Origin of the sequence: Serratia sp. NPDC087055 (assembly GCF_044900985.1) — a bacterium.
GTDB lineage: Bacteria > Pseudomonadota > Gammaproteobacteria > Enterobacterales > Enterobacteriaceae > Serratia.
The window spans coordinates 174,657-187,238 of sequence record NZ_JBJDOG010000001.1 but is presented as its reverse complement, the minus strand read 5'-3'; the positions used below and the strand labels follow the sequence as shown (position 1 = coordinate 187,238).

Below are 12,582 nucleotides of genomic sequence, written 5' to 3'. Positions count from 1 at the left end.
AAATCACAACTCGCCGGTTCTTTGATTTGAACGGGGGTTATTCGTCACCGCAGTAAAAAGGCCGCTGAAGAATGCGGCCCTTTTTGATGTTACAGGTCATCCAGGAAGGTTTTATCCAACTGCTTGAAGGCGCGCTTCAACAGGTCGGCCAGAGCCTGGTACGTTGGTGTGCCTTCTACCGGCGCCACAGCCTGGCCAGCCTCCGTTAACTTATTGCGTACCTCGTGGTACCACTGCAACAGCGTTGGCGGCAATGGCGTGATCGAACGACGCCCCAACCACCACAAGCCTTGCATCGGCATGCTACAGGCGAACAACGCCGTGGCAATGGCCGGCCCCAACTGCCCCCCAAGGGCAATCTGCCAGGTCAGGGTAAACACCGCCAGCGGCGGCATGAAGCGGACGGCAAAACGGGTGGCACTCGCAACGCGATTCTCCGGAAAGACCGGAGCCAGACGTTTGTCTGACGGCCAGGTTTTCATGTAATGCTGCCCGCGCTGGAATACCTGAAACCAGCTTACGGAACCGGACGGTTTGCTCGTCATCGCGTACCTCAACGTCACAAAGAAAAATAAGGGCACGGCAAACACAATACTAAAAAATTTGAAGCTTTAAATTTATTTTGTGTTTGCCTCAGGCTATCGGTATCCTAAGCCGGCCTTTTGGCCGGTAGAAGATGACAAGAATTCTGTCAACTTTTAGCCCTATAAAAATCAAGATTACTTAAACCGCAGAGAAATCATCGGTTTTTTCATCGTCATGTGGTTTGTGCAATTCACATGATGTTAATCATAAATGTCAACGGCATTATGCGCTACGCTTGTTGTCTGATTGACGATTAATTCACCACGTGTTTTGGTATTTCCTTTAACAACACGAACTATTTAAGTAGGTACTTCCATGTCGAGTAAGCTAGTACTGGTCCTTAACTGCGGCAGTTCTTCCCTGAAATTCGCTATCATCGATTCTGTCAACGGTGAAGAACACCTCTCCGGCTTAGCCGAATGTTTCCACCTGCCTGAGGCTCGCCTCAAGTGGAAGATGGACGGCGCCAAACATGAAGCTGCTCTGGGTGCCGGCGCTGCGCACAGCGAAGCACTGAACTACATTGTTAATACTATTCTGGCACAAAAACCGGAGCTTTCAGCACAGCTGACCGCTATCGGCCACCGTATCGTGCACGGCGGCGAGAAGTTTACCGCTTCTGCTGTAATCAATGACGATGTCCTGCAGGGTATCAAAGATGCAGTACCTTTTGCACCACTGCATAACCCAGCACACCTGATTGGTATCGCTGAAGCCTTGAAATCCTTCCCTAAACTGGCTGATAAAAACGTGGCTGTGTTCGACACGGCGTTCCACCAGACCATGCCGGAAGAATCCTACCTGTACGCCCTGCCGTACAGCCTGTACCGTGACCACAGCGTTCGTCGCTATGGCGCACACGGCACCAGCCACTTCTATGTCACTCAAGAAGCGGCAAAAGCGCTGAACAAGCCCGTTGAAGAAGTTAACCTGATCACTTGCCACCTGGGCAACGGCGGTTCTGTAACTGCAGTGCGCAACGGTAAATGTGTTGATACCTCCATGGGTCTGACCCCGCTGGAAGGCCTGGTCATGGGCACCCGTAGCGGTGACATCGATCCAGCCATCATCTTCCACCTGCATGACGCACTGGGCATGAGCGTTGATCAAATCAACAAAATGCTGACCAAAGAATCCGGCCTGCTGGGCCTGACCGAAGTCACCAGCGACTGCCGTTATGTCGAAGACAACTACGAAACCAAAGCCGACGCCAAGCGTGCAATGGACGTATTCTGCCACCGTCTGGCCAAGTACATCGGCGCATACAGCGCATTGATGGATGGCCGTCTGGACGCGGTGATCTTCACTGGCGGTATCGGTGAAAACGCCGGCATGGTGCGTGAGCTGACCCTGGACAAACTGGGCCTGCTGGGCTTCGAGATTGACCACGAGCGCAACATGGCTGCGCGTTTCGGTAAATCCGGTGCCATCACCAAAGACGGCAGCCGCCTGGCGCTGGTTATCCCGACCAACGAAGAATTGGTCATCGCGCAAGACGCATCCCGTCTGACCGCGTAATGCTTTCCGACACCGTCAGCCCAGGCTGGCGGTGCTGTTTTAGCCTTCATACTTGAAGCCGCAGCCACATTGACTGCACGCGTTTGCCGCCTGGCTGCAACTTCAACTATTTTGGCTATAGCCTCATGTCAAATCGTGAAGAGGACTATTCTGTGTCACGTACAATTATGTTGATCCCCACTGGCACCAGCGTCGGCCTGACCAGCGTCAGCCTGGGTGTCATCCGCTCCATGGAACAAAAAGGCGTTAGCCTGAGCGTGTTCAAACCTATCGCTCAGCCACGCACTGGCGGCGACTCGCTTGACCAGACCACCACCATCATCCGTAGCAGCAACTCCACGATTACAGCCGCTGAACCGCTGCGTATGAGCTACGTTGAAGGCCTGCTGAGCTCCAACCAGCAAGACGTGCTGATGGAAGAAATCGTGGCTCGCTACCACGAAAACACCAAAGATGCAGAAGTAGTGTTGATCGAGGGCCTGGTACCGACCCGTAAGCACCAGTTCGCCAATGCGCTGAACTATGAAATTGCCAAAACGCTGAATGCGGAAATCGTCTTCGTGCTGGCGCTGGGCAACGATTCCCCAGCACAGCTGAAAGAGCGCATTGAGCTGGCTCGCAGCAGCTTCGGCGGCAGCAAAAATAAAAACATCACCGGCGTGATCATCAATAAGCTTAACGCTCCTGTTGATGAGCAAGGCCGTACCCGCCCTGACCTGTCCGAGATCTTCGACGATTCCACCAAGGCCAGCATCACTCATGTTGAGCCGGCGCAACTGTTTGCCAACAGCCCGCTGCCAGTATTGGGCTGCGTGCCGTGGAGCTTCGATCTGATTGCGACCCGTGCTATCGATATGGCTCGTCACCTGAAGGCCACCGTGGTCAATGAAGGCGACATCATGACCCGCCGCGTGAAGTCTGTGACCTTCTGCGCACGCAGTATCCCGCACATGCTGGAACACTTCCGTCCAGGCTCACTGCTGGTCACCTCAGCGGACCGCCCTGACGTATTGGTTTCCGCCTGTCTGGCAGCCATGAACGGCGTAGAAATCGGCGCCATTCTGCTGACCGGTGGCTATGCCATCGACGAACCGATCAGAAAACTGTGTGAACGTGCTTTCCAAACCGGCCTGCCGGTATTTATGGTCGACACCAACACCTGGCAGACCTCGCTGAGCCTGCAAAGCTTCAACCTCGAAGTGCCGGCAGATGACCATCAGCGCATCGAGAAAGTGCAGAACTACGTGGCCAGCCACATCAACGCCGAGTGGATCGAATCACTGACGGCAACCTCCGAGCGTTCACGCCGCCTGTCTCCGCCAGCATTCCGTTACGAGCTGACCGAACTGGCGCGTAAAGCCGGCAAACGCATCGTGCTGCCTGAAGGCGACGAGCCTCGTACCGTGAAAGCAGCAGCCATCTGTGCCGAACGCGGTATCGCAGAATGCGTGCTTTTGGGTAACCCAGAAGAGATCCAGCGTGTCGCAGCCGCTCAAGGCGTTGAATTGGGCAAAGGTATCGAGATTGTTGATCCCGTCGCCGTTCGCGAACAATACGTGCCACGTCTGGTTGAACTGCGTAAAAGCAAAGGTATGACCGAAGTGGTTGCTCGTGAGCAACTGGAAGACAACGTCGTTCTCGGTACGCTGATGCTGGAGAAAGGCGAAGTCGACGGCCTGGTTTCTGGCGCGGTTCACACCACCGCCAACACCATCCGTCCACCGTTGCAGTTGATCAAAACCGCACCGGGCAGTTCGCTGGTGTCTTCCGTGTTCTTCATGCTGCTGCCTGACCAGGTTCTGGTTTACGGCGACTGCGCGATCAACCCGGATCCAACGGCAGAGCAACTGTCTGAGATCGCTATTCAGTCAGCAGACTCCGCTGCCGCCTTCGGTATCGAACCACGCGTCGCCATGATCTCCTACTCTACCGGTAACTCCGGTGCGGGTAGCGACGTTGAGAAAGTGCGTGAAGCGACGCGTCTGGCACAGGAAAAACGTCCTGACCTGATCATCGATGGCCCACTGCAGTACGACGCAGCCATCATGGCCGACGTAGCCAAGTCCAAAGCCCCTAACTCACCGGTTGCAGGCCAGGCTACCGTGTTCATCTTCCCAGACCTGAACACCGGTAATACCACTTACAAGGCAGTACAACGTTCTGCGGATCTGGTGTCCATCGGGCCAATGCTGCAAGGCATGCGCAAACCGGTGAACGACCTGTCCCGTGGCGCGCTGGTAGACGACATCGTTTACACCGTCGCACTGACCGCCATCCAGTCTTCCCAGGCTGATGCGGCAGCAGCCAAAGCCTGATAATTCCTGAATTATCAGATAAAAAGCCGGTCAATTGACCGGCTTTTTCTTTTCCACACCGCTTACTGCAGTTTCCCCCCTCTTCATAAAGTCCCTCTCCTGTGCGCCAAAACATGCTTCTCATTGCGGCGTCCGGTTTTAATGCGTCGAGAACTCGCTCATCCAGCTATCCCAGACGGGGATCGGCTGGAGCTCATCCAACAGATAGTCGATAAATGAACGCACCTTCGGATTGCTATATCTGCTGGGAAAATAGAGGGCATAGAGAGCATGGGTGTCGTGAGTCAATTCGCCATCCAGTGCCAAAGGGACCAGGGCTCCCTGTTGTATAGAATCACTTAACAAATAGGTCGGGAGATAGGCAATTCCCTGATCTTCAATAGCTGACTTGAGTAGCACCAGGCTGCTGTTTGCTTGAATAGGCGTTCGTTTTTTTAACTGGTGCGTCACGCCCTGCTCATCGGTACACCTTTCTCTCGGGGTTAAACCCGGATAAATAAGGCAATGATGCCGAGTTAACTCTTGAACGGATTTGGGTTTCCCATATTTTCTGAGGTAATTAGGACTGGCGCAATAGGCCCAGTTAATAGTCGCCAATTTACGCATGGCATAATTATCAGGAGGGGACGAAGACACCCGCAATGCAATATCAACATTGACTTCATTAAGATTAACAAAGTTATCATTAAGATCGATATGAAAATCAACATCAGGACAATTCTTGCGAAAATGATTAACCAGTGTCACTAAGTGTGTATAACCAAAGGCTATAGAACAGGTTATCCTTAATTCCCCTTGAGGGTGATTATAGTAACCTGCCGTTGTATTTATTGATTCATCAAAATCCAACAACAGTTGCGTTGCTCTATTGTATAAATACTGCCCGGGCTCGGTAAGGGTAAAACTCCGCGTTGTTCTTTTCAGTAACGTTGTCCCTAATTGATTTTCCAGCTGCGATAGGCTTTTGCTCACCGCAGACGGCGAGACATTCAGCTGAACTGCGGCTTCCGATAACCCACCACACTCGACGATCTTGACCAGGATCTCTAGTTGTTTTAACGAAGCCGGATTGCTCATTTTTTCCTTTCGTTCACGAGTGATTTCATTAAATGGTACGAATGGCGCATTACATTGATTGAAATAAAATGTAATTATTAACAACAGAAACATTATCCGTTTTTAATTTTAAATACAGCACCAAAGGGTGATCGCAATCACAAAATAAATAATCAATAAAAATAGCCAATAAAAAAGTGACTTCAGTCACACGTGAAAAAATGATGAAAAAGGAATCAATATGTGGAAACATTTAGAGCCTTACCGATCCTCACTTATTCTATTGCTCGCATTAACACTAGGGGGAGCATTAGGTATCTATGCACCTGAGATAGCGTTGAAATTACAGGCTATAGGCAAAATATTCCTGAATTTATTATTTATGATAATTGTGCCTTTGGTCAGCGTTAGCGTTATGTCATCAATTGCAGGTATGACGGACCTGAAGAAACTCGGCCGCATCATGGGAATTATCTTCGCCGTTTCCATTATGATGGCGCTGATACCGGCGGCAGGTATTGTGGGTTTGGCAACGCTGTTTGATCCGGCACAGGGCGTGGTGATTGAGCTGACGGAAAAGTTCAACGCCGGGGGCGGTGAGATGGATTTTGTCAGCATGGTTACCGCCAATGACTTTGTTGGGTTATTGTCCAAATCCAACATTCTGGCGTTGATTATCATGTCGGTTATCGCCGGGATCGCCATTGGGCAATCCGGTGAGCAAGGCAAACGGATTTCCAACTCGTTAAACGATCTGAATGCAGTAATCATGAAGATTGTGTCCATCATCATGAAAGCGGCCCCCGTCGGTTTAGGCTGTTATTTTGCTTCAACCATGGCAAGCCAGGACTCACAACTACTGATCACCTTTGCCCGAGCTATTGGCCTGTTTTTCCTGGCAACACTGCTGTATTTCGTGTTCGGTTCCATTTTTTACTCCTGGATTGGCGGCGGCGTCCCTGCGGTACGCGCATTCTGGAAAAATGCCATCGAGCCTTCAGCAACGGCATTGGGAACCTGCTCTTCTCTAGGAACGTTGCCCGTCAGTATTCGCGCCGGTAAAGCCATGGGTATCGATCCGGAAATCGTCGATATTGCCTTGCCCCTGTTGGTAAACCTGAATAAAGGCGGTGTGGCGATGATTGCCGCATTGAAAATCGTCTTTATCTTTGCCGTGTTGGGGTTGGACTTCACGATGGAGACCTTCTTACTGACCATGCTTATCTCTGTACTTTCGGCGATTATTGTTGGCGGCGTACCTGGCGGAGCATTCCTTGGCGAAATTTTCATTGTGACGACACTGGGGCTCCCGTTGGAAACCATTCCGATGTTGGTGGTTCTCGGTACCATTACCGATGCCCCCGCCACCTTAATCAACGTCATCCATGATTTAAATGCCGCGCAGATTGTTGAACGTTTTTCTGGCAAGAAATCGGCAGTTACCGCGCATCAGACAAATGTTCCCCTAATAAAAGAAGAAAGCGCTTTATAGAACCCCCATTCGTTACCCATTGGATTAATAATCGATAATAAGCAGGTAAATTATGACGTCTACAAAAATAGAAACTGCCTTGGTCACTGCGGGTCGCAAACCGAAATTTACCCAGGGTTCGGTAAACTCGGTAATACAGCGCGCATCCTCATTAATTTTCAGCTCAGTTAAAGCGAAAAAACAGGCCACGGCAAACCGTGCCAAAGGTGAGTTATTCTATGGTCGCCGAGGTACCCTGACACATTTTTCATTCCAGGACGCCATGACGGAGTTAGAGGGTGGCGCAGGATGCTCTCTTTACCCCTGCGGGGCTGCCGCAGTGACCAATGCCATTTTGGCCTTTGTCGCCAATGGCGATCATATTCTGATGACTGGGGCAGCTTATGAGCCCACACAGGATTTCTGTAATAAGGTATTAGCACGCTTGGGTGTGGCGACGACATATTATGATCCACTGATAAGCGCTGGCATTGTCGACCTTATTCAGCCAAATACCAAAGTGGTATTTCTTGAGTCACCGAGCTCCATCACCATGGAGGTTCAAGATGTCCCCGGCATGGTAAAGGCTATCCGCGCGGTTAATCCTGATATTGTAATCATGATTGATAATACCTGGGCTGCAGGCATCTTATTTAAAGCGCTGGATTTCGGCGTGGATATTTCTATTCAGGCCGGGACCAAATATATCATTGGTCATTCCGATGCCATGTTAGGCACTGCGGTATCAAATGCACGCTGTTGGGATCAACTGCGCGAGAATTCTTATCTCATGGGGCAAATGGCCGATGCCGATACAGCCTATGTTGGCAGCCGGGGATTGAGAACGTTGGGCGTACGATTAAAGCAACACGAGGTAAGCAGTATCGCCGTCGCAAAATGGCTGGCTAATCGCCCCGAGGTGGCGCAAGTCAATCATCCGGCACTCCCTTCCTGTAAAGGGCACGAATACTATCAGCGGGATTTCACCGGCAGCTGCGGATTGTTTTCTTTTGTGCTTAAACAGCGGTTAACCGATGAACAGGTTGCCCATTATCTGGATAATTTTGAGCACTTCAGCATGGCGTATTCGTGGGGCGGGTTTGAATCACTGATCTTGGCCAACCAGCCTGAGGAACTCAACGAAATTCGCCCTGCCGGCAAAGTAGATTTCACCGGGACACTCGTGCGTGTGCACATTGGCCTTGAAAATATCGAAGATTTAATTGCCGATCTGGAAGCGGGTTTTGCACGGCTGGCATAAACAAGGTTAAACAAAAGCCGGTCGACTGACCGGCTTATTCATTGCAAAAGCCCATCAGGCATTTTCGTCGCTATCGCGTAGCGGCTTGCCATAGGCCTGCTCATTGTTGCGTGTCAGCCACAGCGACAGTGCTTTGAGTGAGTCGGGCGTGAATTCGTCACAGCGTGCGGTGATTTCTTCCGGCGTCAGCCAGCTCACCTCGGCCACTTCTTCTTCTTGCAAAGCAAACGGGCCATGGGAAACACAGCTAAACAGTGCACCCCACACCCTGCACTGCTCTTCTTCGAAGTAGAACAGCCCATGTTCGGCAAAAGGCACGCCAGCAATACCCAGCTCTTCTTCTGCCTCGCGGCGCGCGGAATCCAGCACATTCTCCCCGCTTTGCACTACGCCACCCGCAGTGGCATCCAGCCAGCCCGGATAGAAGTCTTTGATGTCGGTGCGACGTTGCACCAGAATTTTTCCCATTCCATCATGCACCACAATATAGGTAGCACGATGACGTAGCCGTTGAGCACGCATCTGTTGGCGACTGGATTGAGCAATCACTTCGTTTTGCTCGTCGACGATATCAACCCACTCGGTATCTGCAGCCTGACCCTGTTCCGCCATCCTCTAAAACCTTCTATTTTGGCGCGATGCATCCCGCGCACTGGTTAATCAATGAGTGTTTTTCAAAGATTTTTATTGTGTGTGTGTATAAATTAGTGCGTTAATGCCACCTCTGCAACAGCCTTGCCGCTGTCCAACGTGACCACACTTAAAATGCCGTCCTCCAGTATGCCATAGCTGGCGGGAAAGCCCCCTTTCGGAATGCTGACCGACCCTGGATTAAAGCAGTAAATATCCCCCTGCCGTTCCGCCTGCGGCAAATGGCTGTGTCCATAGACCAGCACATCTCCGGCAGATAACGGCGGCAGTGCGGAAGGATGATAAAGGTGACCGTGGGTTAAAAACAATCGTCTTTTTTGCAATAGCACCTGCTGCCAAGACGCTGTGATAGGAAATGACAGTAACATCTGATCAACTTCGCTATCACAGTTGCCGCGAACGGCGATGATCTTGTCGCTATAGCGATTCAAATGTTCAGCAACCTGCGCCGGCTGATATCCCGCGGGTAACGCGTTTCGTGGCCCATGATTCAGCAAATCACCCAGCAGAATCAGCCAGTCAGCACCGCTTTGTTCAAAACGATCCAGCACGCTTTCGGTGGCGGGGAGCGAACCGTGAATATCCGAGGCAAATATCAGCTTCATGACCTTGTCCTTAATAAGGAAATAAGCGCTATTTTAGCGCGCCGCCAGTGCACGGCAAACCGCAGATTTACCTGCGGAGAATTGTGAGGCATCTTGTGGAGATAGCATCAGACGAATCTCACATAGCCTGCTATTCTTAGCTGCTATTGTAGGTAATCCTATAGAAAGATCTTTGATATACCTTTGTGCGCGGCGAAGACCGCAACACCGTGTAATGATTTACAGATCACCTTACCGCAGGAGGCAACATGATTGACCTGTATTACGCGCCTACTCCAAATGGTCACAAGATTACCCTGTTTCTGGAGGAGGTTGGCTTACCCTACCGTATCCACCGCGTAAACATCAGCGCCGGCGATCAGTTCAAGCCGGAATTTCTGAGCATTTCCCCCAACAACAAAATCCCTGCTATCGTCGACCAGCAGCCGGTTGATGGCGGAGCCCCTATCAGCCTGTTCGAGTCCGGTGAGATTCTGCTGTATCTGGCTGAGAAAACCGGCAAGCTATTGAGCAAAGGGCTACGTGAACGCGCCGCTACGCTGCAGTGGTTGTTCTGGCAGGTCGCCGGATTTGGGCCGATGCTTGGACAGAATCACCATTTCAACCATTACGCCCCACAACCCGTCCCTTACGCCATTGAACGTTACCATCTGGAAACCAAGCGCCTGTATGCCGTTCTGGAAGCCGAGCTGCAAAAGCACCCGTACCTGGGCGGTGACAACTACAGCATCGCCGATATTGCGACTTACCCTTGGGTCGTGTCACACCCCCGTCAACGTATCGATCTGGCGGATTACCCGGCAGTGCGTAACTGGTTCGAGCGTATCAGTAACCGCCCGGCAACCGAGCGGGCTTACAAACTGGCTGAGCAGGGCTAAATGTCCAACTCCCCGGCCTCCGGGGAGTTTCCCCCGGCTCGTTATCTTTTCCTTACTTTCCGTGTATTCTGGGCGCAAATAATCAGACCTGTGGAGATTCTCTGATGTCATTCAGTCAACCCGACGCCATTATTCGTATAAAAAACCTGCGGTTGCGTACTTTCATCGGTATCAAGGAAGAAGAAATCAACAACCGTCAGGACATCCTGATTAACGTCGTGATCCATTACCCGGCGGATAAAGCGCGCGACAGTGAAAACATTGACGATGCACTTAACTACCGAACCATCACTAAAGCCATCATCCGTCATGTGGAAGATAACCGCTTTGCCCTGCTGGAAAAATTAACTCAGGATGTGCTCGATATCGTGAAACAACACGCCTGGGTAACCTATGCTGAAGTAGAAATAGATAAACTATTGGCTCTGCGCTACGCCGACTCGGTTTCGATGACCATGAGCTATCGCCGGGCCTGAAACTACAGCTTCAGGGAGAATCGACCATGCGGATCCTGATCACCGGCGCCACAGGATTGATAGGGAGCAGCCTGACGCAGCGGCTGCTGGGCCTTTCTCACCAAATTACGGTGTTAAGCCGCAACGTGCAGCACGCGCGTGAACGTTTTGGCGAACAGGTAGATTATTGGTCAACGCTGCAAGATAAGTCCTCGCTGGAGGGCTTTGATGCCGTGATTAACCTGGCCGGTGAGCCGATCGCCGACAAGCGCTGGAGCAAGGCGCAGAAAGAACGCCTGTGTCACAGCCGTTGGGATCTGACCGAACAGTTGGCAAAGCTGATTAACGCCAGCAGCACGCCGCCCAGCGTGCTAATTTCCGGCTCAGCAACCGGCTACTATGGCGATCAAGACCAGGCCGTCGTTACCGAAGACGAAGTTCCGCACGACGAATTCACCCATATGCTGTGTCAACGCTGGGAGTCATTGGCGCTCCAAGCGCAAAGCAATGCCACCCGCGTCTGTCTGCTGCGCACCGGCGTCGTCTTGGCAGCCAAAGGCGGCGCACTGGCGAAAATGCTGCCCCCCTTCCGTATCGGGCTCGGTGGGCCAATGGGTACGGGTCGCCAATATCTGCCGTGGATCCATCTGGATGACATGATTAACGGCATTATTTATTTACTGGATCACCAGACCCTGCAAGGGCCATTCAATATGGTCGCCCCTTATCCCGTTCACAACGAGCAGTTTACCGCGCAACTCGCTAACGTCCTCGATCGGCCGGCATTTTTACGTGTGCCGGCATTCGCCCTGCGTTTATTGATGGGAGAAGCCGCGGTATTGGTGCTGGGCGGGCAACGGGCAGTGCCGAAACGTCTGGAAGAGGCCGGTTTCAGCTTCCGTTTTTTGGAATTGGAACAGGCCTTGGATGATGTTATCAATCAGCGGCAAGACGATCGCTGAAGATCGGAACGGGGCCAGAAAGATCCGGCCCCGCCAAACGGCTATTTCAATGCGCCGGAAAGAAACTGCTGCAACCGGGTACTCTTCGGATTACCAAACAGCTCGGCCGGCGGACCTTGTTCTTCAATCAGCCCCTTATGCAGGAAAATCACGTGGTTGGACACATGGCGTGCAAACTCCATTTCATGTGTCACTACCACCATGGTTTTACCCTCTTCAGCCAGCTTCTGCATGATTCGCAGCACTTCGCCAACCAATTCAGGATCCAGGGCTGACGTCGGTTCATCAAACAGCAAGACTTCTGGTTCCATCGCCAATGCCCGGGCGATCGACACGCGTTGCTGTTGACCGCCGGACAAGTGCACAGGATATTTGCCGCGGGCACGCTCGTCGATGCCCACTTTATCCAGATAGCGAACAGCGCGCTCACGCGCCTCCGTCTTGCTCAACCCCAGCACTTGCACCGGTGCTTCCATCACGTTCTCCAATACCGTCATGTGACTCCACAGGTTGAAGTGCTGGAACACCATCGTCAGGCGGGTACGCAGCAGTTGCAGCTGTTTCTTATCAAACACCTTCAACTGGCCATCTTTGTCACGCACCATACGAATGTCTTCGTTGTTCAGGCTGATAGAACCTTCGCTCGGTTTCTCCAGGAAGTTAATGCAGCGCAAAAAGGTACTTTTACCGGAGCCGGAAGATCCGATGATGCTAATCACATCCCCGGCGTTGGCCGCCAAAGATACGCCTTTCAACACTTCATGGTCACCGTAGCGCTTGTGCAGTTCAGTGACGGCTAATTTATTTTCAGACATAGTTTCTTCC

General features: G+C 51.9%; 12 protein-coding genes. 7 read left to right on the top strand and 5 right to left on the bottom strand.

What is annotated here, in order from left to right; translation table 11 throughout:
• Positions 1-89: 89 nt before the first annotated feature.
• A complete protein-coding gene (yfbV, locus tag ACI2J2_RS00900) occupies positions 90-545 on the bottom strand; it encodes a terminus macrodomain insulation protein YfbV (RefSeq protein ID WP_209638913.1) in 456 nt (151 codons plus the stop codon).
• Positions 546-900: 355 nt separating this feature from the next.
• Here yfbV and ackA point away from each other — a divergent pair, with 355 nt between their 5' ends.
• Both ackA and pta read left to right on the top strand, forming a co-directional pair.
• Entirely contained in the window at positions 901-2,103 is a 1,203-nt protein-coding gene (ackA, locus tag ACI2J2_RS00895; protein WP_209638911.1) for an acetate kinase, read from the top strand.
• Between the two features lie 152 nt (positions 2,104-2,255).
• Complete coding sequence (pta, locus tag ACI2J2_RS00890; RefSeq protein WP_209638908.1) at positions 2,256-4,418, top strand: phosphate acetyltransferase; 2,163 nt, start codon at positions 2,256-2,258, stop codon at positions 4,416-4,418.
• A gap of 138 nt (positions 4,419-4,556) precedes the next feature.
• Here pta and ACI2J2_RS00885 read toward each other — a convergent pair whose 3' ends face one another.
• On the bottom strand, positions 4,557-5,495 hold the full coding sequence (locus ACI2J2_RS00885; RefSeq protein ID WP_404759218.1) for a LysR family transcriptional regulator: 939 nt from the start codon (positions 5,493-5,495) through the stop codon (positions 4,557-4,559).
• A 220-nt stretch (positions 5,496-5,715) separates the two neighbouring features.
• On the opposite strand from ACI2J2_RS00885, the gene ACI2J2_RS00880 reads away from it, so the two are divergent.
• Entirely contained in the window at positions 5,716-6,966 is a 1,251-nt protein-coding gene (locus ACI2J2_RS00880) for a dicarboxylate/amino acid:cation symporter (RefSeq protein WP_404759217.1), read from the top strand.
• Between the two features lie 52 nt (positions 6,967-7,018).
• A complete protein-coding gene (gene metC / locus ACI2J2_RS00875; RefSeq protein WP_404759216.1) occupies positions 7,019-8,206 on the top strand; it encodes a cystathionine beta-lyase in 1,188 nt (395 codons plus the stop codon).
• Between the two features lie 54 nt (positions 8,207-8,260).
• Here the strand turns inward: metC and yfcD are convergent, their stop codons facing one another.
• Together yfcD and yfcE are read right to left on the bottom strand one after the other, a co-directional pair.
• Positions 8,261-8,818: an NUDIX hydrolase YfcD gene (gene yfcD, locus ACI2J2_RS00870; RefSeq protein ID WP_209638902.1), complete on the bottom strand. Its 558-nt coding sequence runs from the start codon at positions 8,816-8,818 to the stop codon at positions 8,261-8,263.
• 92 nt (positions 8,819-8,910) lie between these two features.
• Positions 8,911-9,462: a phosphodiesterase gene (gene yfcE / locus ACI2J2_RS00865; protein ID WP_209638900.1), complete on the bottom strand. Its 552-nt coding sequence runs from the start codon at positions 9,460-9,462 to the stop codon at positions 8,911-8,913.
• A 248-nt stretch (positions 9,463-9,710) separates the two neighbouring features.
• On the opposite strand from yfcE, the gene yfcG reads away from it, so the two are divergent.
• The 3 genes from yfcG (at position 9,711) to ACI2J2_RS00850 (ending at position 11,757) form a co-directional block, all read left to right on the top strand.
• Positions 9,711-10,340, top strand: a complete 630-nt coding sequence (yfcG, locus tag ACI2J2_RS00860; RefSeq protein ID WP_209638898.1) for a GSH-dependent disulfide bond oxidoreductase — start codon at positions 9,711-9,713, stop codon at positions 10,338-10,340.
• A gap of 104 nt (positions 10,341-10,444) precedes the next feature.
• Complete coding sequence (gene folX, locus ACI2J2_RS00855) at positions 10,445-10,816, top strand: dihydroneopterin triphosphate 2'-epimerase (protein WP_012146035.1); 372 nt, start codon at positions 10,445-10,447, stop codon at positions 10,814-10,816.
• 26 nt (positions 10,817-10,842) lie between these two features.
• A complete protein-coding gene (locus ACI2J2_RS00850; RefSeq protein ID WP_209638896.1) occupies positions 10,843-11,757 on the top strand; it encodes a TIGR01777 family oxidoreductase in 915 nt (304 codons plus the stop codon).
• A 41-nt stretch (positions 11,758-11,798) separates the two neighbouring features.
• Here ACI2J2_RS00850 and hisP read toward each other — a convergent pair whose 3' ends face one another.
• A complete protein-coding gene (hisP, locus tag ACI2J2_RS00845; protein ID WP_209638894.1) occupies positions 11,799-12,572 on the bottom strand; it encodes a histidine ABC transporter ATP-binding protein HisP in 774 nt (257 codons plus the stop codon).
• Positions 12,573-12,582: the final 10 nt, after the last annotated feature.